The following is a 20,419-nucleotide window of genomic DNA, read 5'->3' as shown; positions in this document are numbered from 1 at the left end:
TTAATGCCCCTGTGCGGTCTGTGCGGTGATCAGCTGGCGTTTGGTCAACTGGTCGTAGATCATGACGGTTAACAACCCTTCAGCGATGGCGATCGGGATCTGCGTCAGGCAGAAGATCCCCATAAATTTGACGATCGAGCCGGTTGCGCCCGCCGTCGGATCCGGGAAGGCCACGCCAAGCTGCACGGAGGTGACAAAGTAGGTCACCAGATCCGCCAGCATCGCGCAGAGAAAGACCCCGACGTCGCGGCGAATCCCCGCCCGGCAGGCCATTTTCCATACCATATAGCCGACCACCGGCCCAATCACCGCCATCGACATGCCGTTAGCGCCGAGCGTTGTCAGCCCGCCATGCGCCAGCAACAGCGCCTGGAACAGCAGCACGATAGCGCCGAGGATCGCCACCACGCCCGGCCCGAACAGAATGACCGCCAGGCCGACGCCGGTCGGGTGCGAACAGCTGCCGGTTACCGATGGTATCTTCAGCGCCGAGAGGACAAAAATAAACGCTCCGCACAGCGCCAGCAGTACCTTCTGATTGTTATCTTCCTGCACGATACGGCGCAGGCGCACCAGCCCGTACCACAGGCAAGGCAGAAACAGCAGCCACCATGCCAGGGCCCACATCGGTGGTAAAAATCCCTCCATGATGTGCATCGCGAAGGCCTTTTCGGGAACCACTATCAGCAATAGCGCCGCAGCTAACCCGCTGAAAGACAGCTGTTTTAGCTGTTGTTCAAGTTTCATTCTGCATACTCCCACTGTTTATTCACCAGGATGGTCGAAAAATAGGGCAGCGGCTGTTCGTCGCTCACGTCATTCAGATGACGCCAGCACTGTTCGCCGGGCAGCGTGGCCTCGGACATCATCAGCGCGGCATCGAGCAGGCCGTTTTTCTCCAGCAGCGCTTTAATGCGGGGGAAACGGCCATACACTTTCATCAGTACCAGGCTTTCATGCTGGCGCAGCGCCTGTTCAATTTCCGCTTCCGGCGCGGTGCAGGAGACCACCGCCAGCGACTGTTGCTCCATAGCCAGCGGCGTTTTTGAACGCGCGGCAATGGCGGCGAAAGAGGTGACGCCAGGAACAATCTCCAGCCAGTCCGCACAGCCGATACGCTGGAGTAAGAACACCCAGGTGCTGAACAGCATGGCGTCACCTAGGGTAATAAACCCGACCTGTTTACCCGCCTCCACTTCGTGCACCAGCGCGGCGGCAACTTCGTCCCAGACCGCCTCTTTTTCCGCACTGTCAGCGCTCATCGGAAAATGGCAGCAGCGTACTTCGGTCTGTTCGCCGATATATTCACGCACGATGGAGAGCGCCAGGCTGTCGCCGCCTTTACGTCCGGCTGGGGCGTAGAGAATGTCCAGCTTGCCAAGAATGCGCGCCGCGCGAACGGTAATCAGGTCGGACGCGCCCGGTCCGGTGCTCAGGGCATACAGTTTGCCGCTCATGCTGCTTCCTCCATTGCCAGATTCAGCGCCTGCTGTAGATGGGCGACAAACATCGCGCGCACCGCCGGGTTTTCCCCCAGCCCGCTAAGCCACGGCGTCGCCGGAATACCGGCGGCGTTGAACAACGTTTTCCAGGAGTCCTCTTCATCGGAGGCCATATCGTTGATGGCATGATCGCCCGCCACCAGCATCAACGGCATCAGGTGAACGCCGGTAACCTCCTGCTGGCGCAGGCTGTCGATAAGAATATCGACTTCCGGATAACTTTCGACTGCCCCCACCCGCGCCGGAAAGCGCTGGGCGGTCATCATATGGTCCAGACAGGCGTAGGCGGCGAAGGCGTGATGACTGGCACCGTGCCCCATAAAGACCACCGTTTCTTTCTCAGCAAGCGGCGGCATTTGCTGACGCAGTGCGTGCATCAGTTGAACATAATCGTCATGGCTGCTCAGCAGCGGCGCGCCCAGCGTTAAGCGGGCGAATAGCGGGCGCATGCTTTGCACTTCGCGAACGATCTTTTCGTATTCATCGCCGTTAATGATGTGCAGCGATTGAATCACCACATCCTGATAGCCCTGTTCGGCGAGCTTCTGCAAAGCCTGCAACGGCGTATCAATCTCGATACCATCACGCTGCTTGAGCTTGCGAATAATCATCCCCGAGGTAAAGGCGCGAAACGTGTCGCGGTCAGGACAGCTGGCCGCCAGCTCACGCTCGCAGGCGACAATGTTCTTTTCACAGGTGTCGGGATAGCTGGTGCCAAAACTGATCACCAGAAGCGCTTTTTTCATTTCTGACTCCTTAAGCAGCGGCCAGCCAGCGCGCTAAGCGTTGGGCAAAGGCAGCCTGACTTTCCAGTAACTCTTCACCCGTCACCAGCGGTGCCGGACGCGTAATCACGATGCAGGGGATACCGGCATCGAGACAGGGTTGTACTTTTTCCTGATAACCGCCTTCCGCGCCGGAGGCCTTGGTGATCACCACATCGGCGCGGCACTGGCGGTAAAAAGCAGCGTTAAACTCGGCGCTGAACGGCCCGCATAGCGCGAAGATCTCGCCGACGCCAAAGCCAAGCTCAGCGCACTGCGCGATAACATCGGGAACGGGCAGTACGCGAGCCAGCAGCGTTTTTTCACCTAATCCTGCCCGCCAGCGCGCCAGATCTTTGCTTCCCGTGGTGAGCAGCACGCGCTGACCAAAGCCCCGCGCCACATCGCAGGCTTCTTCGATGCTCTGCACGGTATAAAGCTGTGGATGCGTCAGGTCGCTAAGCTGTTCCGGGCGCTGATAGCGGCTGAGCAACACGCTAGCGGTTTCACAGGCGCGGATGATGTTACGACTCACCACTTCGGCGTAGGGGTGCGAAGCGTCAATAACCCAGCGGGTACGATTGTCCTTTAGCCAGGCAACCATCTCTTCCGGCTCAAGCCGCCCGCAGCGCACCTGCCCCTGAATATCGCCTGCCAACTGCTGGCCAGTCGGCGTCGCCACCGACAGGGTGTATTTGACCTGCGCCGCGTCCAGCTGTTGGCATAGCGCCCGCGCGTCGCTGGTTCCGCCCATGACCAGCACCTCGCCGTAGCTCACAGCACATAGCCTCGCGGAGTGATCATCAGGCCATCCTGTATATAGGTCGCTTTATTGCCTACGATCACCAGGCTGGTCATATCGACGGGTTCAAAATCCATCTCCCCCAGGGTGGTCAGCCATTTTTCCTGTTTCTTGCGTCCGGCGGACTTCACGATGCCCACCGGCGTTTGTGCGCTTTTGCTGGCAGACAGCAGTTCAAAGGCACGTGCCAGATGCCCTTCGCGGCCGCGGCTGCGTGGGTTGTAAAAACAAATAACAAAATCGGCTTCTCCGGCAGCGATAATGCGTTTTTCAATCACCGGCCACGGGGTCAGCAGGTCGCTGAGGCTGATATGACAGAAGTCGTGCATCAGCGGCGCGCCCAGCAGCGAGGCGGCGGCGATACTGGCGGTCATCCCGGGAATAAGGCGAACTTCTACGTCGAGTTTCTGCTTGCTCACCAACTCCAGCACCAGCCCCGCCATGCCGTAAATACCGGCGTCGCCGCTGCTAATCAGCGCCACATTATGCCCGGCCTGCGCCAGCTCAATCGCCGCCTGGCAGCGTTCAATCTCTTTGCACATCCCGGTTTTGATCACCTGCTTATCACCGGTAAAGGCTTTCACCAGGTGGGTGTAGGTTTTATAACCCACGACGATTTCCGCCGCCTGTAACGCCTCAATCGCTTCCATAGTCATCATTGACTGTGAGCCAGGGCCAATCCCGATTACGCTTAACATCAGTGTGAAACTCCCAAAGTAATTGTGACGCCCTGCTCGCGCAGGGTTTCGCCTAAAAGTTGCCCATGGCTCAGCAGCCACGCCGCCGGACCCGATACGCTTCCAACCCCCACCGTTTGGCGAACAAACGAGGACGAAGGGAAGTGGTGTTCATGCTCACGCAGCGCGTCAGCGGTAAAGGTTTCAAACGGCACGCGGCAGCAGGAGGCCAGTTGGATAAGCCCCTGCTCGTGTTTTTTCAACGTAACGCTACCGATAGCTTTCAGCGCCAGAGGATCGAGCCGCTGCGCCTCAAGTTGACGCGCCAGCAGCGCCGCTAACAGCGGGAACGGCGTATCGCGACGACAGCCGATGCCCGCAACGACGCGCTGCGGCACTAGCTTCCAGTGCGGCACGGCGATCTCCGGCAGCTCGTTGCGCAAGGTGATACAGATAAGCGCATCCAGTTCGGGAAGCTGATTCAGGTCAGAGACGGTAATAAACCCACGCCGGTCGCAGTGATTGACGTCTTCATCCAGCTCTTCATCCCACCACAGGCCGACGCGCTGATGGCTAACCAGCATCTGGTTGATGGTTTTCACCGCCGCGCGGAAGTCGGTCATCCGCGCGTTAAGCTGGAATGCCAGGGTATCGAGGGCCGCCATATCGTTAACGTCGGTGGCGGTGGTGATCACCGGGTCTGCACCGAGCATTCCCGCCAGATAGCGGCTTAGGGCATTAGCCCCACCCGCGTGACCGGAGAGCAGGCTGATGACGTGCTGCCCGCGTTCATCGATCACCACCACCGCCGGATCGCTGAACTTGTCATTAACCAGCGGCGCCAGCACGCGCACCGCGATACCGGTCGCGCCGATGAAAATCAGCGCCGAGTAGCTGCTGAAGGCCTCGCGCGCAGCGTTGGCGAAGCCGTTTTCAAAGGGCAGAAACCCCTCCTCCAACAGCTTCTCGCTGGTAAAGCAGGTTAACGGCAGCATTGCCGCCAACCTTTTCGCCAGCAAGACACCGCCTGGGGTCAGGCAGAAAAGAGCGATAGATTCAGGCTTTACGGTATTCATGGCTAAAGTCCGCCGCGTAGAGTTTTGAGTAGTGATACTCGTCCCCAAGGAAATTCCCGACCAGAATGAGCGCCGTTTTACGGATCCCTGCATCGCGGACCTTGTCGCCGATATCGGCCAACGTGCCGCGCACGGTCTGGCTTTCCGGCCAGGTCGCTTTATAGATAACCGCTACCGGCGTGGTTGCCGGGTAGCCGCCTTCAATCAGGCGTTCCGCCACCCGGTGAATGCGCTGTACCGAGAGATAAATCGCCATCGAGGTCTGGTGGCTGGCAAACGACTCAAGCTGTTCGCGCTCTGGCACCGGCGTGCGCCCTTCAAGACGGGTAATAATCAGGCTCTGAGAGACTTCCGGCACGGTGTACTCAACGCCCAGCTCCGCCGCCGCGCCCAAAAACGCGCTGACTCCCGGTACCACCTGCCAGTCGATACCGCGTTTAGTCAGCTCTTCACCCTGCTCGCGTACCGAACCGTACAGCGAGACGTCTCCGGTCTGTAGACGCACCACCGTTTTCCCGGCTTTTACGCCCGCTTCCATCAGGTCGAGAATTTGCTCCAGATGCAGTTCGGCGCTGTCGTGGCACTCAGCTCCTGCCGGGCAATACTCCAGTAATTCGGTGTTTATCAGCGAACCGGCGTAGATCACCACCTGGGCCTGCTGCAACAAGCGGTAACCCTTGAGGGTAATCAGCTCACGGTCGCCCGGCCCTGCGCCAACGAACCACACACTACGGGGGTCAAATGTCTCAGCCATGGTTTTCTTCCTTCTGACAGGCGATAACAAAAACGGGATTATTCGGTTTGAAATAGTGGCCGCTGCCAAGCGTAGTCAGCGACGAAACGTTAAGCTGGAGGCAATCGACCTGCTCGATCCCCCGTTGTTGCAGGTAGTCGAGGGCGGCGTTCAGGTTCTCTTGCAGAATAAAGGTCATCACCAGACGGCCGCCGGGATAGAGCTGCTGCCAGGACCAGTCAATCAGTTCCCCAAGATGGCCGCCGCTGCCGCCCATAAAAATGGCATCGGCCCGTTCGGTAATCACCATCGGCGCTTCGCCAGGCAGGATCTCAATGTTGCCGCAGGCGAAGTGCTGGCGATTTTCATCAAGCAGCCGCAGGGCTGCGGGATTACGTTCGACCGCCGTCACCTGTAGCGAGGGATATTGCAACGCCGCCTCAATCGACACGCTGCCGGTACCGGCGCCGATATCAATCAGGTGGCTTGCCCGGTGCAGTTCAAGTTTGGCCAGCGCCAGCGCGCGAACCGCTTCTTTGGTCATCGGCACTTTCTCGCCGCGCAGAAAAAGCTCATCTTTCATCGAGGATCACCACCGCGTTCATTTCATATTCAGCGTCGACCTCACTAACCGGCAGCCAGTGAATGCGCTCATTTTCCATCGCCAGATTTTCGCCAATCACCATCCAGCGATACCCTTTCCCTCGCGCTGCTAGCTGGGCGGCGATTTCACGCGGCCCGCAGCGTCCGTCGGTCACCATCGCCACTTTGCTGTGGCGAGCCAGCTCATCGAAAGAGACCTCTCGCCCGTGGCTGCTGGTCAACCAGATATCGTTCATGTCGATTCCGGCACGGGCGCACAGGTATTGCACCGCGCTGATACCGGGGATAATGCGCACGCGTTCGATGCCAAAGTGGGCAATCAGCCGCGTGCCGATGCCGTAAAACAGCGGGTCGCCGGAGGCCAGCACCACCACTTGCTGCGCTTCACGCTCTTCGAGCCATTCCAGCAGCTCGGCAATATTGGCGCCCAGCGCAAACTGCTCGCCGTGAAATTCAGGGAACTGCAATAGATGCCGCTTGCCGCCGACCAAAGCATCTGCCGTCGCCACCGCCTCACGCGCCGCGGGCGTCATCAGATGCAGGCCCGACGGCCCCATGCCGACAACCGTTAACATGACATCTCCCGAGCGATCTCTTTGACCGGGCGATTGCTGCCGAGGACCTTGTTATCAAAGGAGAACATGATGGCGTCGCAGGTGGGCGGCGTTTTGGTAAAGCGCAGCATCTGCATCACCCGCAGGCAGATGCGCTCGGCAAGATGGTCGTAGATATGCTGAAAACCGTACGCGTCGATATGTTCCATCGCCGCTTCAGTGGTATCGCATTCGCTGACCAGCCGCAGCAGCGCCAGCGGCGCGCCGAGCAGCGCCAGGTGCGCGACGAGCGTTTCCATCCGCGCATCGGCAATATGGCTGTGGGTGTGAAAAATACCGGCGGCAATTTTAATCAGCTTGCCGGGATGGCCGATCAGAACAATCTGGCGGAACCCGAGGCGCACGGCCTCTTCAATCATGTAGCCGACAAAGTTGCTCATGGTGACCACCACCTGAGAATCGATCCCCATCTGCTCGCGAACAAAGCGCTCGCCGTGGTTACCCGGCACCAACACCACGCGATCCAGCCCCGCCGCGCGTTTGATCTCCAGCTCCAGCGAAAGCGAACGCTTCCAGCTCTCCTCCGACATCGGCGTGACGATCCCGGTGGTGCCGATAATTGAGATGCCGCCTAAAATACCGAGCCGCGAGTTGTAGGTTTTCTGCGCCCGCTCCTCGCCTTCCGGTGCGAAAATTTCTACCGCCGCCCCCCGCGATGGACCAATCGCTTCACGCACCGCTGACTCAATCGTGTGGCGCGGAGTACGGTTAATTGCCGGACTGCCGATGGGCAGGCCAATCCCTTTGCGCGTCACGGTGCCGACGCCTTCACCGCCGCGCAGGGTGATGTCGCCGGAGTCATCAAGGGTCACACGAGCAAAAATCATCATCCCGTGGGTGGCATCAACATCGTCGCCGCCATCTTTTCGAATCGCGGCAATCGCCTGTTGTCCTTCGACGTGCGGCGACTCGACGTTAAGACATAGCGTTACACCGGACGGGGTAATAATCGAGACCTGATGAATCAGATGCTGACGCATCACCATCAGCGCCGCGACTTTTGCCGCCGCCGTCGCGCAGGAGCCGGTGGTATAGCCTTTACGCAATGCCTTGCCGTTGTGCCACACCGGGTCATCAAAGGATTGCTCGCTCATCGCGCCCCCTGCTGGTGATACAAAATGGCGTTGACGATAGCCGCGGCGACGTTGCTACCGCCTTTGCGACCCAGAGCGGCAATGGCTGGCAGGTTGCTTTGCGTCAGGGCCTCTTTCGATTCCGCCGCGCCGACGAAACCAACCGGCACGCCAATCACGCCGTTCACCGCGACATCATGCTCAAGCAGACGAAACAGCGCGGTGGGGGCATTGCCGAAAACAAACACCTTCTCGCCCTCTTCGGCAACCGCGATGTCAACCGCCGCCATCGAGCGGGTCATCCCCTGCGCTTTCGCCTCAGCCACTACGCGCGGATCGCTGATATAGCAGCGGCACTCGCCACCGGATTTAGCCAGCAGGGTTTTATTAATCCCGGAGAGCGCCATGGTGGTATCGGTATACAGGGTGCAGGGCTGGCTCAGGGCAGCGCTGAGGCGCTCAAGAACATCGGCTGAAAACCACAGAATATCCAGCCAGTCAAAATCGGCGGTGGTGTGGATCACCCGTTTGATAATGGCTTCATGCAGCGGGCTGGCAAAGCGGTAGTCCGGGCGAGTTTCTGCAATAATGTCGCCAATAATGTCGAAGCTTTTCGCCTCAATCGCCTGTGGTTGCTGGATATAGTGCATTTATTTGTCCTCAGGCCACGCCAACCAGCCAGTACCGCGTCGCCATAAACAGCGCCAGTGCCAGGGTCGAGGCTACCCACATCAGTCGAATAGTTCGGGAAATATCGTCTACGGCAATGTCGCGCGTCGCGTCGCCAATCCACGGCTTCTCCACGCGCTGACCAAAGTAATCATTGGGGCCGCCGAGCTGAATGCCGAGCGCCCCGGCAACCGCCGCCTCTGACCAGGCGCAGTTCGGGCTGCTGTGGTTGTAGCGATCGCGCCAGCCAATACGCAGCGCGCGGTCGCCCGCTTCACGGCAGAGGAAAGCGGCCAGGCTGATAAGCAGCCAGCTCAGACGAGCAGGAATAAAGTTGGCAACATCATCAAGGCGGGCGCTAACCATGCCGATGGCGCGGTATTTTTCATGTTTGTAACCGACCATCGAGTCGAGGGTATTGACCGCTTTGTAAGCCATCGCCAGCGGCGCACCGCCCAGCAGCAGAAAGAAGAGCGGCGCGATAATGCCGTCAACGGCGTTTTCCGCCACCGTTTCCACCACCGCACGGTTAATCTGCTGCGGCTCAAGTTGCGAGGTGTCGCGCCCGACAATCCACGACAGCTTGACGCGGCTTTCAGCCAGATCGCCCGCGCGCAGCGGTTGCTCAACATCCCGCGCCGACTGCTCCAGACAGCGTCCGGCCAGCACGGTGAAGATCATCCACACCTCAAGCACCCAGCCAAGCCACGGATGAATCATCTGCGCCAGCGTCAGCACACCCCAGGAGATACCCCACGTGAGGCCGACCACGATGACCCACATCACCCCGCCACCGATGCGTAAAGCAAAGTCGCTGTGACAATAGCGGCGCACGCTGCGCTGAACGGCGGAGATCAGGTTGCCTATCCAGCGCACCGGATGCGGCCAGCTCTGCGGGTCGCCAATGATAAAATCGAGGATCCAGGCCACGCCCCAGGCCAGCAGCGTCATTGGGCGCTCCTTGCCGCAGCCAGCCAGTGGTTGAGCATTGCCGGACGCTGGGCGAAATGCAGATGCAGGTAGCTGGCGAAAGTGTTGCCCACCTGCCAGCCCCCCGACCACTGCTGAAGCGTCAGGCCGTCGCGCACTTTACGGCAGGCCAGCACCGCCGGGTTTTCCGGGATGAAATCTGAGTAGTGAAACTCGTGCCCGCGTAGGGTTTCGCCGGGTGCTGCCAGCAGCGTTTGCCGCATCGCCCTCGCTTCGCAGTAGCCAAAGCGGGTGAGCCGTTTGCCCATCTTGCTGTGGCCGGGAATAAGATTGGCCATCGGGTAAATTTCGCCGCCGGCGTCTTCAAGGGTGCTGCCGAGATACATCAGCCCACCGCATTCGGCGTAGATAGCCACCCCACGCCGATGCGCATCCCGCAACTGCGCCAGCATAGCGGTATTTGCCGCCAGTCCGGCGGCATGAATTTCCGGATACCCGCCGCCAAGCCAGATCATCTGGCACGGTGGGAGTTCGCTATCATGCAGCGGGCTAAAACGCACAATATTCACCCCGCAGCGTTCAAGCAGGTTGAGGTTATCCGGGTAGTAAAAGTTGAAGGCTTCGTCGTCAGCCAGCGCCAGAGTCAAACCTGCTCCGGCATCAGGCGACGGTAGCGCAGGCCACTCCCCGGTGGGTAAAGCAGTAAGCTGGCTGAGGGTAAGAAGTTGTTCAATATCCAGAGTTTGCGCCAGCGTTTGGGCAAAATCGCGCCACGGCTGCTGGTTCACCAGCGATTCACGGGCGGTCACCAGCCCCAGATGGCGTTCGGGCAAGGCCACGCCTTCCACTCGCGGCACGTAGCCGAGAACTGGCAGCGCGCAGTAGCGTTCAATAGCGCTTTTCAGTAGCTGATAGTGGGATTCGCTGTTAACGCGATTGACGATAACGCCTGCGATATTCAGACTGGGATCGAAGTGCTGAAATCCCATCACCGTAGCGGCAATGGAGGTGGATACCGCTTTGCCATCGACCAGTAAAATCACCGGGCAGCCGAGCTGTTTGGCCATCGCGGCGGTGCTGCAATAATTCGGGTCGGTGCCGTAGCCGTCATAAAGCCCCATGACGCCTTCAATCACCGCGATGTCCGCCTGCTGCATCTGTTCACAAAACAGTGCATTGAGAACCGGTTCCGGGAGCATGAAACTGTCGAGGTTGCGGGAGGCGACGCCGCTGACGGCGGTATGCCAGCCGGTATCGAGATAATCAGGGCCGACTTTACAGGGCTGAACCCGCATGCCGCGCTGTTTCAGCAGGCTGAGCAGACCGAGCGTAACGGTGGTTTTGCCACAACCGCTGCCGGTCCCTGCGAGAATAAATGCGTGCTGCCTGGCTGCCATACCCTGATCCTGTTCAGGGTGGTAGGGCTGTAGAGGTGCGCGCAAACCCAGTCCTTCGACTGTACGCATCTGAGCAACCCACTTCCCACCGAAGTTGTTGGTAGTCACCGACAGGCAGGTCTTCTGGCTTAGCGTCGTCCTTCCCCATCCTTCCCAATCCAGTAATCGGATCAGTGGTCATACCCGTCATACTTCACGTTGTATGTGCGTTGGCTTCACTTGTTCACCCCAGTCACTTACCAGTGTAAGCTCCTGGGGATTTACTCGTTTGCCGCCTTCCTACAACGCGAATTATTTAGCGTATATATGGGTTCGTCAGCATCACAGCAGCGGGGGCTGCGGGGGATTTACACCCCCTTCCCTGGCACCTGTCGGTTTTCTCGAGCTGGATTAATCCTCGCTCGAATTATTCCTGGAACATTTTGTGGAAGCTGGATGGCTTCCATCGTCTTTGGTTTTTAATTGCAAAGGTAGTTTCATTACGCCTGCGGCGATCTGAAAGCAATTTCTGGTAACACTCTATCCCATCAAATAAATAAAAACTGGTGCAGCTTAGCGCTCTCTCATTATTAATTTGTTGCGCTATGACAATTTATTGCTCTGGATGAGAGTTTTTCATTTTATAATGAGGTAGATACGGGGGCATATCAAAAATCGGCAATAACAAAATATTGTCATTTAAAATGGTTCAGTTTGTGATCTGGCATTAATTTGCTGGCGATAAGCCTGCGGAGTCACCTGATAGGCCTGGCGAAAAACTTTGCAAAAATAGCTGGTTTGAGAAAATCCTAAATTCCGGGCAATGCTGGCAATACTCCAGTCGCTGTGGCACAGCAGCTCTTTGGCGCTCACCATCCGCTGATGGTTAACCCACGCGTTAAAGCCAATCCCCTGATATTTCTTGAACAGCTTACTGAAGTAGTACGGGCTGAGATAAACATGGGCCGCAACGTCTTCCAGACGAAGCTCATCAGACAAATGGGCATCGATATAGCGCAGCGCCTTCTTCATTTTACTGTCATGGGGGCTGACGGCCCGGCTGGCGCGCGCGGGTTCAGGCTGCTGCGGATTGTCTTTAATCACCACAAAATTGAGCTGTTTTTTAAGACAGTTTTCTACTATTAGCTTCAATAAATCGGCGGAAGCAATAACGCGTGAGTAGTCCATCTCCGGTACGTCGCGGAACGCTTTGACCAAATCAGGATCGGTCTGCCAGCGGTCGTCGACGTTCAAAATGTCAACCAGTTCAACATCGTTACTTAAGCGCACCTGCCCGCATAGCACAAAGCCCACAAGGTGCCCGGCAATAACCAGAGGGATGGAAAAGTCGGTTAACCCGGCATGACAGCGGTAGATACAGAGCTGATCGGTTTTTGAGGCTTCCAGGCCTCCGCAGCGGTCGCTCATTCGACAGCGGGTGCTATGCTGGGGGTGTTGCCGCATAAGCTGGCAGAAAGGAGTGAAATTAAACAGTTCAGAAATTTCATCACCGTGAATATTGACAACCACAACCGCCAGACTGGTGGCTTGTGCAAAATCCTGTGCGATTTTATTGATGAGTTCTGAGTTCAGTGTACTCGCAGAAATCATGATAAAACCTCTCAGTTAATTTTTTGTTATAAATAAAACATTTTATTAATATTTACGCCCTTTCATCATCATCCACCGGCAACGATAAAAGAATAATACGATAGCAAAAGTCTCCCATCCGTGGGAGACATTTTGGGCGACTTCGTGATACCGGTTCATGAAAACATTTTTCTAATTCAGCTTATGAATTAATCCTCTAACTTACAGGTATTACACGGTAGGTTATTACCAATCAGATAACGATAGATAGCCGCACCCAAACAGGCTCCGATTAACGGTGCGATAATCGGCACGATAAAGTACGGAATATCCCGTCCGCCGGTTATCGCGATATCACCCCAGCCCGCTATCCACGTAAACAGTTTCGGCCCAAAATCACGTGCCGGATTCATCGCGAACCCGGTAAGTGGCCCGGTGGATGCGCCAATAACCGCGACCAGCAGACCAATCAACAGCGGAGCCAGAGGCCCTTTTGGCACACCGTTACCGTCGTCAGTCAGTGCCATAATCATCCCCATCAGCATGGAGGTAATCACCACTTCGACCAGCGCCGCATGCCAGATGCTCAGCGATGCCGCCGGATAGGTACTAAAGATGCTTGCCAGTTGCAGGCTCTCTACGCTACCGCGCACGATATGGTGTGTGGCTTCAAACTCGGTAAACATTGTGCTGTAAAGCACGTAGGCCAGCACAGCTCCGCCAAAGGCGCCTGCGACCTGTGCAATGATGTAAGGAAAAACTTTTCGTCCCGGAAAACAAGCAAATAACCACAACGCGACGGTAACAGCAGGGTTGAGATGGCCACCGGATATTCCTGAGGTCAGATAGACAGCGAGAGAGATCCCCAATCCCCATATGATGCAAATCTCCCACAATCCGAGGCTTGCTCCCGCCACCTTCACTGCGCTCAGGCAACCGATGCCGAAAAACAAAAACAGCCCGGTGCCCAAAAACTCGGCGGTACATTGCGCTTTTAGCGAATCATTCATTGTGACACCTTCTTAGCAGATTTCGTGTCCTGACCAGCCAACATCCTGCTGGCAGTAGAGTACAACGGGCACACTATAATGAATTCCTGCCTGCAAATTGTTGGCAACCTGCTGATGGCTACCCCGGAAAATTCGGGCATGGATAACAAATTATTGCTATTAAATAATGGATGGCGGCATAGCACACGCGCGGCTTTCGCAATTAACCGCCCCATCAAACATGCAAAATTATTGCTATAACCAACTCACTGTTTTCCAACAAGCATCACAAATCGTTTTTTTCGCATAGCAGATAAAATTAAAATCGTCATAAACAAATTTGTAAATATGGAATATACAAAACAAAATAATCACATCAAAACAAATAAATAAAATGATACAAATCAATATATTAGATTATAAAATAGCAATTTTATATTATTGATAGCTCACTATTTTTTCATCATCAAATTCAAGTCAGCCATTCTTTTTCCTCGCATCTTCTTATAGTCCCAACTATCGGAACACTCCATGCGAGGTCTTTATGCAACAAGAAGCACTAGGAATGGTAGAAACCAAAGGCTTAACCGCAGCCATAGAGGCCGCTGATGCAATGGTTAAATCGGCCAATGTGATGTTAGTGGGCTATGAAAAGATTGGCTCCGGGCTGGTAACCGTCATCGTCCGCGGTGATGTCGGTGCGGTTAAAGCGGCAACCGATGCTGGTTCCGCCGCCGCACGCAATGTGGGTGAAGTGAAAGCCGTACACGTCATCCCACGCCCTCACTCCGATGTAGAAAAAATCTTACCGAAGGGAATTAGCCAATGAGCAGCAATGAGCTGGTTGAACAGATCATGGCGCAGGTGATTGCCCGAGTGGCAACGCCGGAACAGCAGGCCACCCCTACTCACCCCCATCCTATACGAGAGACGGCTATGGCAGAAAAAAGCTGCAGTTTAACGGAATTTGTCGGGACCGCCATTGGCGACACCCTGGGTCTGGTTATCGCTAACGTTGATACCGCCCTGCTGGACGCGATGAAGCTTGAAAAGCGCTATCGCTCCATCGGCATTCTTGGCGCCCGTACCGGCGCAGGTCCGCACATTATGGCGGCGGACGAAGCGGTGAAAGCCACTAACACCGAAGTGGTCAGCATCGAACTTCCCCGCGATACCAAAGGCGGAGCAGGTCACGGTTCGCTGATTATTTTAGGCGGCAACGACGTTTCTGACGTTAAGCGCGGTATCGAAGTCGCGCTGAAAGAACTCGACCGCACCTTCGGCGATGTTTACGCCAACGAAGCCGGGCATATCGAGCTGCAATACACCGCACGCGCCAGCTACGCCCTTGAAAAAGCCTTCGGTGCGCCAATTGGCCGTGCCTGCGGCATCATCGTCGGCGCTCCGGCTTCCGTCGGTGTGTTAATGGCCGATACCGCTCTGAAATCAGCCAACGTGGAAGTGGTCGCTTACAGCTCACCGGCACACGGCACCAGCTTCAGTAACGAAGCCATTTTGGTGATTTCTGGCGACTCCGGCGCAGTCCGTCAGGCGGTCACCTCCGCGCGCGAAATTGGCAAAACCGTCCTTGCGACCCTCGGTTCTGAACCGAAAAACGATCGCCCGTCCTACATCTAAACCCCACGAGGCTGATTCATGAGATCGAAAAGATTTGAAGCACTCGCGAAACGCCCTGTGAATCAGGACGGCTTCGTTAAAGAGTGGATCGAAGAAGGCTTTATCGCGATGGAAAGCCCGAACGACCCGAAACCGTCGATTAAAATCGTAAACGGCGCGGTGACCGAGCTGGACGGGAAACCGGTTAGCGAATTTGACCTGATCGACCACTTTATTGCCCGCTACGGTATTAACCTGAATCGTGCAGAAGAAGTGATGGCGATGGATTCGGTCAAGCTGGCGAACATGCTGTGCGATCCTAACGTAAAACGCAGCGACATCGTCCCCCTGACCACCGCCATGACCCCGGCGAAAATTGTCGAAGTGGTTTCGCATATGAACGTCGTCGAAATGATGATGTCGATGCAGAAAATGCGCGCACGCCGTACCCCTTCTCAACAGGCGCACGTCACCAACGTCAAAGATAACCCGGTGCAAATTGCCGCCGACGCCGCCGAAGGCGCATGGCGCGGGTTTGATGAGCAAGAGACGACCGTTGCGGTAGCGCGTTATGCCCCGTTCAACGCCATCGCGCTGCTGGTAGGTTCACAGGTAGGTCGTCCGGGCGTATTAACCCAGTGTTCACTGGAAGAAGCCACCGAGCTGAAGCTCGGCATGTTAGGCCACACCTGCTATGCGGAAACCATTTCCGTGTACGGTACTGAACCGGTGTTTACCGACGGTGACGATACTCCGTGGTCGAAGGGCTTCCTGGCCTCGTCCTACGCCTCTCGCGGCCTGAAAATGCGCTTCACCTCCGGTTCTGGCTCTGAAGTACAGATGGGCTACGCCGAAGGTAAATCGATGCTTTATCTGGAAGCGCGCTGCATCTATATCACCAAAGCCGCTGGCGTTCAGGGTCTGCAAAACGGCTCTGTAAGCTGCATCGGTGTGCCATCAGCCGTGCCATCAGGCATTCGCGCAGTGCTGGCAGAAAACCTGATTTGCTCATCGCTGGATCTGGAATGCGCCTCCAGTAATGACCAGACCTTCACCCACTCCGATATGCGTCGTACCGCACGCCTGCTGATGCAGTTCCTGCCGGGTACTGACTTTATCTCCTCCGGTTATTCCGCGGTGCCGAACTACGACAACATGTTCGCCGGTTCCAACGAAGATGCGGAAGATTTTGACGATTACAACGTTATCCAGCGCGACCTGAAAGTGGACGGCGGTCTGCGTCCGGTTCGCGAGGAAGACGTTATCGCTATTCGTAACAAAGCTGCTCGCGCCCTGCAGGCCGTGTTTGCCGGAATGGGCCTGCCGCCGATTACCGACGAAGAAGTCGAAGCCGCGACCTACGCCCACGGTTCGAAAGATATGCCGGAACGTAACATCGTTGAAGATATCAAGTTCGCACAGGAAATCATCAGCAAAAACCGTAACGGCCTGGAAGTGGTGAAAGCGCTGGCTCAGGGCGGGTTTACCGATGTTGCGCAGGACATGCTCAACATCCAGAAAGCCAAGCTGACCGGGGACTATTTGCACACCTCCGCCATTATCGTCGGCGACGGACAGGTGCTCTCTGCGGTTAATGACGTCAATGACTATGCCGGTCCGGCAACGGGTTATCGCCTGCAGGGAGAACGCTGGGAAGAGATTAAAAACATCCCTGGCGCTCTTGATCCCAACGAGATTGATTAAGGGGTGAGAAATGGAAATTAATGAAAAATTGCTGCGCCAGATAATTGAAGACGTGCTCCGCGATATGAAGGGCAGCGATAAACCCGTCTCGTTTAATGCGCCAGCGGCATCCACAGCACCACAGACCGCTGCGCCTGCGGGCGACGGCTTTCTGACCGAAGTGGGCGAAGCTCGCCAGGGCACTCAGCAGGACGAAGTGATTATCGCCGTCGGCCCGGCATTTGGCCTGGCGCAGACCGTCAATATCGTCGGCTTATCGCATAAGAGCATTTTGCGCGAAGTCATTGCCGGTATTGAAGAAGAAGGCGTCAAAGCGCGCGTGATTCGCTGCTTTAAATCCTCCGACGTGGCGTTTGTCGCCGTTGAAGGCAACCGCCTGAGCGGCTCCGGTATCTCCATCGGCATCCAGTCGAAGGGCACCACGGTTATCCATCAGCAGGGACTGCCGCCGCTCTCCAACCTTGAGCTGTTCCCGCAGGCACCGCTGCTGACGCTGGAAACCTATCGGCAGATTGGTAAAAACGCCGCCCGCTATGCGAAGCGCGAATCGCCGCAACCGGTCCCTACGCTTAATGACCAGATGGCACGCCCAAAATACCAGGCGAAGTCGGCCATTTTGCACATTAAAGAGACCAAATACGTCGTGACGGGCAAAAACCCGCAGGAACTGCGCGTGGCGCTTTGATAAAGGATAACTCCATGAATACCGACGCAATTGAATCGATGGTTCGGGATGTGTTGAGCCGCATGAACAGCCTGCAGGGCGATGCGCCAGCGGCGGCTCCTGCTGCTAGCGACACAGCCCGTAGCGCAAAAGTCAGCGACTATCCGCTGGCGAATAAGCATCCAGAGTGGGTGAAAACCGCCACCAACAAAACGCTGGATGACTTCACGCTGGAAAACGTGCTGAGCAATAAAGTCACCGCTCAGGATATGCGTATCACTCCGGAAACCCTGCGTTTACAGGCGTCTATCGCCAAAGATGCAGGCCGCGACCGGCTGGCGATGAACTTTGAACGCGCCGCCGAACTGACCGCTGTACCGGACGATCGCATTCTTGAAATCTACAACGCCCTTCGTCCGTATCGTTCCACCAAAGAAGAGCTGATAGCAATGGCTGACGATCTCGAAAACCGCTATCAGGCAAAAATTTGCGCAGCTTTTGTTCGTGAAGCGGCAACGCTGTACGTCGAGCGTAAAAAACTCAAAGGCGACGATTAACTTTAGGAGTAGGCAATGCGATATATAGCTGGCATTGACATTGGTAACTCATCAACGGAAATCGCGCTGGCGACGCTTGATGGGACAGACGCACTGACGATTACGCACAGTGCGCTGGCGGAAACCACCGGAATCAAAGGCACGTTACGCAACGTGTTCGGGATTCAGGAAGCACTTTCCCTCGTTGCAAAACGCGCGGGGATCAATGTCAGCGATATTTCGCTCATTCGCATTAACGAAGCCACGCCGGTCATTGGCGATGTGGCGATGGAGACGATTACCGAAACCATCATCACCGAATCGACAATGATCGGCCATAACCCGAAAACGCCGGGTGGAGTAGGCCTTGGTGTGGGTATCACGATTACGCCGGAGGAGTTGTTAACCCGCCCGGCGGACTCGTCCTATATTCTGGTGGTGTCATCGGCATTCGATTTTGCCGACATCGCCAACGTCATCAACGCCTCTATGCGCGCCGGATACCAGATTACCGGCGTCATTTTGCAGCGCGATGATGGCGTACTGGTCAGCAATCGGCTGGAAAAACCACTGCCGATTGTCGATGAAGTTCTGTACATCGACCGCATTCCGCTGGGGATGTTGGCGGCGATTGAAGTCGCCGTTCCGGGGAAGGTTATCGAAACCCTCTCCAACCCTTACGGCATCGCCACCGTATTTAACCTCACCGCCGATGAGACGAAAAATATCGTGCCGATGGCGCGTGCGCTGATCGGCAACCGCTCTGCGGTGGTGGTCAAAACGCCTTCTGGCGACGTCAAAGCGCGCGCCATACCAGCCGGTAATCTGGAACTGCTGGCTCAAGGACGTACCGTGCGCGTCGATGTTGCCGCCGGTGCCGAAGCCATCATGAAAGCGGTCGATGGTTGCAGCAAGCTCGATAACGTGACCGGCGAGGCCGGGACCAATATCGGCGGCATGCTGGAACACGTGCGCCAGACCATGGCCGAACTGACCAACAAGCCCAGCAGCGAGATTTTTATTCAGGATCTGCTGGCCGTTGATACTTCGGTACCGGTCAGCGTCACCGGTGGTCTTGCCGGGGAGTTCTCGCTGGAGCAGGCCGTCGGCATCGCTTCGATGGTGAAATCAGACCGTCTGCAAATGGCGATGATTGCCCGTGAAATCGAGCAAAAGCTCAATATCGACGTGCAAATCGGCGGTGCTGAGGCCGAAGCCGCCATTTTAGGCGCATTGACTACTCCGGGCACTACCCGCCCTCTGGCGATCCTCGACCTTGGCGCAGGTTCTACAGATGCGTCAATCATCAACCCCAAAGGCGAAATTATCGCCACCCACCTCGCCGGTGCAGGCGATATGGTCACGATGATCATTGCCCGCGAGCTGGGGCTGGAAGACCGCTATCTGGCGGAAGAGATTAAGAAATACCCGCTGGCCAAGGTCGAAAGCCTGTTCCATTTACGCCACGAGGACGGCAGCGTCCAGTTCTTCCCGACGCCGCTCCCCCCTGCCGTATTCGCCCGCGTCTGCGTGGTGAAACCCGATGGACTGGTGCCGCTTCCCGGCGATTTAGCGCTGGAAAAGGTGCGCGCTATTCGCCGCAGCGCCAAAGAACGCGTCTTCGTCACCAACGCACTGCGCGCACTGCGTCAGGTTAGCCCGACTGGCAACATTCGCGATATTCCGTTCGTGGTGCTGGTCGGCGGCTCGTCGCTGGATTTCGAAGTTCCGCAGCTGGTCACCGATGCGCTGGCGCACTACCGCCTGGTTGCCGGGCGAGGAAATATTCGCGGCAGCGAAGGCCCAAGAAACGCGGTGGCAACTGGCCTGATTCTCTCCTGGTATAAGGAGTTTGCTCATGGACAGTAACCACACCACTCCGGCAATTGTCATTACCGCTATCGACGACTGCGCCAGCCTCTGGGGCGAAGTGCTGCTGGGTATCGAAGAGGAAGGCATCCCTTTCCTGATTCAACATCACCCGGCTGGAGACGTCGTAGACAGCGCATGGCAGGCGGCGCGCAGCTCGCCGCTGCTGGTCGGCATTGCCTGCAATCGGCGCACGCTGGTCGTGCACTACAAGAATTTACCCGCATCCGCGCCGCTTTTTACGCTGATGCATCATCAGGACAGTCAAGCCCAACGCAACACAGGTAACAACGCGGCACGGCTCGTCAAAGGGATCCCTTTTAGGGATCTCCATGCTTAAACACAGGAGAACGGCAGTATGAATAACGCACTGGGACTGGTTGAAACAAAAGGGCTGGTCGGCGCCATTGAAGCCGCCGATGCGATGGTGAAATCCGCCAACGTGCAGCTGGTGGGCTACGAAAAAATTGGCTCTGGTCTGATTACCGTGATGGTTCGCGGCGATGTTGGCGCGGTTAAAGCAGCCGTAGACGCAGGCAGCGCGGCGGCAAGCGTAGTGGGTGAAGTGAAATCCTGCCACGTTATCCCGCGTCCGCACAGCGACGTTGAGGCCATTTTACCGAAAGCTTGA

The 20,419-nt window shown here is 56.6% G+C and carries 23 protein-coding genes and 1 riboswitch; of the genes, 8 read left to right on the top strand and 15 right to left on the bottom strand.

What is annotated here, in order from left to right:
- From cbiM to pduF, 15 genes are all read right to left on the bottom strand, one after another.
- On the bottom strand, window positions 1-747 hold the full coding sequence (gene cbiM, locus HV213_RS06225) for a cobalt ECF transporter S component CbiM (protein WP_110275912.1): 747 nt from the start codon (window positions 745-747) through the stop codon (window positions 1-3).
- Window positions 744-1,457, bottom strand: coding sequence for a cobalt-factor II C(20)-methyltransferase (locus HV213_RS06220; RefSeq protein WP_181485056.1), 714 nt, complete (start codon window positions 1,455-1,457; stop codon window positions 744-746). Before HV213_RS06220 ends, cbiM begins: the two co-directional genes overlap by 4 nt.
- Complete coding sequence (gene cbiK / locus HV213_RS06215) at window positions 1,454-2,248, bottom strand: sirohydrochlorin cobaltochelatase (protein ID WP_181485055.1); 795 nt, start codon at window positions 2,246-2,248, stop codon at window positions 1,454-1,456. The genes HV213_RS06220 and cbiK overlap by 4 nt, the downstream gene beginning before the upstream one ends.
- A gap of 10 nt (window positions 2,249-2,258) precedes the next feature.
- Window positions 2,259-3,044: a cobalt-precorrin-6A reductase gene (locus tag HV213_RS06210; protein WP_181485054.1), complete on the bottom strand. Its 786-nt coding sequence runs from the start codon at window positions 3,042-3,044 to the stop codon at window positions 2,259-2,261.
- Window positions 3,041-3,766 (bottom strand): precorrin-3B C(17)-methyltransferase, encoded by a 726-nt coding sequence (locus HV213_RS06205; protein WP_181485053.1) that lies wholly within the window; start codon window positions 3,764-3,766, stop codon window positions 3,041-3,043. Before HV213_RS06205 ends, HV213_RS06210 begins: the two co-directional genes overlap by 4 nt.
- Complete coding sequence (gene cbiG / locus HV213_RS06200) at window positions 3,766-4,821, bottom strand: cobalt-precorrin 5A hydrolase (RefSeq protein ID WP_181485052.1); 1,056 nt, start codon at window positions 4,819-4,821, stop codon at window positions 3,766-3,768. The genes HV213_RS06205 and cbiG overlap by 1 nt, the downstream gene beginning before the upstream one ends.
- A complete protein-coding gene (locus HV213_RS06195) occupies window positions 4,802-5,575 on the bottom strand; it encodes a cobalt-precorrin-4 methyltransferase (protein ID WP_105274013.1) in 774 nt (257 codons plus the stop codon). The genes cbiG and HV213_RS06195 overlap by 20 nt, the downstream gene beginning before the upstream one ends.
- Complete coding sequence (locus HV213_RS06190; RefSeq protein WP_181485051.1) at window positions 5,568-6,137, bottom strand: decarboxylating cobalt-precorrin-6B (C(15))-methyltransferase; 570 nt, start codon at window positions 6,135-6,137, stop codon at window positions 5,568-5,570. Before HV213_RS06190 ends, HV213_RS06195 begins: the two co-directional genes overlap by 8 nt.
- A complete protein-coding gene (locus tag HV213_RS06185) occupies window positions 6,127-6,732 on the bottom strand; it encodes a cobalt-precorrin-7 (C(5))-methyltransferase (protein WP_112213925.1) in 606 nt (201 codons plus the stop codon). Before HV213_RS06185 ends, HV213_RS06190 begins: the two co-directional genes overlap by 11 nt.
- A complete protein-coding gene (cbiD, locus tag HV213_RS06180) occupies window positions 6,726-7,865 on the bottom strand; it encodes a cobalt-precorrin-5B (C(1))-methyltransferase CbiD (RefSeq protein WP_181485050.1) in 1,140 nt (379 codons plus the stop codon). Before cbiD ends, HV213_RS06185 begins: the two co-directional genes overlap by 7 nt.
- Window positions 7,862-8,494, bottom strand: coding sequence for a cobalt-precorrin-8 methylmutase (locus tag HV213_RS06175; RefSeq protein WP_181485049.1), 633 nt, complete (start codon window positions 8,492-8,494; stop codon window positions 7,862-7,864). Before HV213_RS06175 ends, cbiD begins: the two co-directional genes overlap by 4 nt.
- Before the next feature lie 10 nt (window positions 8,495-8,504).
- Window positions 8,505-9,464 (bottom strand): adenosylcobinamide-phosphate synthase CbiB, encoded by a 960-nt coding sequence (gene cbiB / locus HV213_RS06170; RefSeq protein WP_181485048.1) that lies wholly within the window; start codon window positions 9,462-9,464, stop codon window positions 8,505-8,507.
- Window positions 9,461-10,840, bottom strand: coding sequence for a cobyrinate a,c-diamide synthase (locus HV213_RS06165; protein WP_181485047.1), 1,380 nt, complete (start codon window positions 10,838-10,840; stop codon window positions 9,461-9,463). The genes cbiB and HV213_RS06165 overlap by 4 nt, the downstream gene beginning before the upstream one ends.
- A 96-nt stretch (window positions 10,841-10,936) precedes the next feature.
- A riboswitch (cobalamin riboswitch) is annotated at window positions 10,937-11,227 on the bottom strand.
- Between the two features lie 291 nt (window positions 11,228-11,518).
- Window positions 11,519-12,430 (bottom strand): transcriptional regulator PocR, encoded by a 912-nt coding sequence (gene pocR, locus HV213_RS06160; protein WP_181485046.1) that lies wholly within the window; start codon window positions 12,428-12,430, stop codon window positions 11,519-11,521.
- 188 nt (window positions 12,431-12,618) lie between these two features.
- Window positions 12,619-13,419 carry a propanediol diffusion facilitator PduF gene (gene pduF / locus HV213_RS06155; protein WP_181485045.1) on the bottom strand — a complete coding sequence of 267 codons (801 nt, stop codon included), beginning with the start codon at window positions 13,417-13,419 and terminating at the stop codon, window positions 12,619-12,621.
- A 523-nt stretch (window positions 13,420-13,942) separates the two neighbouring features.
- Here pduF and pduA point away from each other — a divergent pair.
- The 8 genes from pduA to pduJ are packed head-to-tail and all read left to right on the top strand — an operon-like array spanning window position 13,943 to window position 20,419.
- Complete coding sequence (pduA, locus tag HV213_RS06150; protein ID WP_110276481.1) at window positions 13,943-14,227, top strand: propanediol utilization microcompartment protein PduA; 285 nt, start codon at window positions 13,943-13,945, stop codon at window positions 14,225-14,227.
- Entirely contained in the window at window positions 14,224-15,036 is an 813-nt protein-coding gene (gene pduB, locus HV213_RS06145; RefSeq protein ID WP_181485044.1) for a propanediol utilization microcompartment protein PduB, read from the top strand. Before pduA ends, pduB begins: the two co-directional genes overlap by 4 nt.
- Before the next feature lie 18 nt (window positions 15,037-15,054).
- Window positions 15,055-16,719 carry a propanediol dehydratase large subunit PduC gene (pduC, locus tag HV213_RS06140; RefSeq protein ID WP_112213931.1) on the top strand — a complete coding sequence of 555 codons (1,665 nt, stop codon included), beginning with the start codon at window positions 15,055-15,057 and terminating at the stop codon, window positions 16,717-16,719.
- 10 nt (window positions 16,720-16,729) lie between these two features.
- On the top strand, window positions 16,730-17,404 hold the full coding sequence (gene pduD, locus HV213_RS06135) for a propanediol dehydratase medium subunit PduD (protein ID WP_181485043.1): 675 nt from the start codon (window positions 16,730-16,732) through the stop codon (window positions 17,402-17,404).
- A 14-nt stretch (window positions 17,405-17,418) separates the two neighbouring features.
- A complete protein-coding gene (pduE, locus tag HV213_RS06130; protein WP_181485042.1) occupies window positions 17,419-17,940 on the top strand; it encodes a propanediol dehydratase small subunit PduE in 522 nt (173 codons plus the stop codon).
- A 15-nt stretch (window positions 17,941-17,955) separates the two neighbouring features.
- On the top strand, window positions 17,956-19,788 hold the full coding sequence (gene pduG, locus HV213_RS06125; RefSeq protein ID WP_181485041.1) for a propanediol dehydratase reactivase alpha subunit PduG: 1,833 nt from the start codon (window positions 17,956-17,958) through the stop codon (window positions 19,786-19,788).
- Complete coding sequence (pduH, locus tag HV213_RS06120) at window positions 19,778-20,128, top strand: propanediol dehydratase reactivase beta subunit PduH (RefSeq protein WP_181485040.1); 351 nt, start codon at window positions 19,778-19,780, stop codon at window positions 20,126-20,128. Before pduG ends, pduH begins: the two co-directional genes overlap by 11 nt.
- Window positions 20,129-20,146: 18 nt before the next feature.
- Window positions 20,147-20,419 (top strand): propanediol utilization microcompartment protein PduJ, encoded by a 273-nt coding sequence (gene pduJ, locus HV213_RS06115; RefSeq protein WP_110276474.1) that lies wholly within the window; start codon window positions 20,147-20,149, stop codon window positions 20,417-20,419.

Origin of the sequence: Klebsiella sp. RHBSTW-00484 (assembly GCF_013705725.1) — a bacterium.
Classification (GTDB): Bacteria; Pseudomonadota; Gammaproteobacteria; order Enterobacterales; family Enterobacteriaceae; genus Klebsiella.
This window is presented reverse-complemented; position numbering and strand designations above follow the sequence as displayed.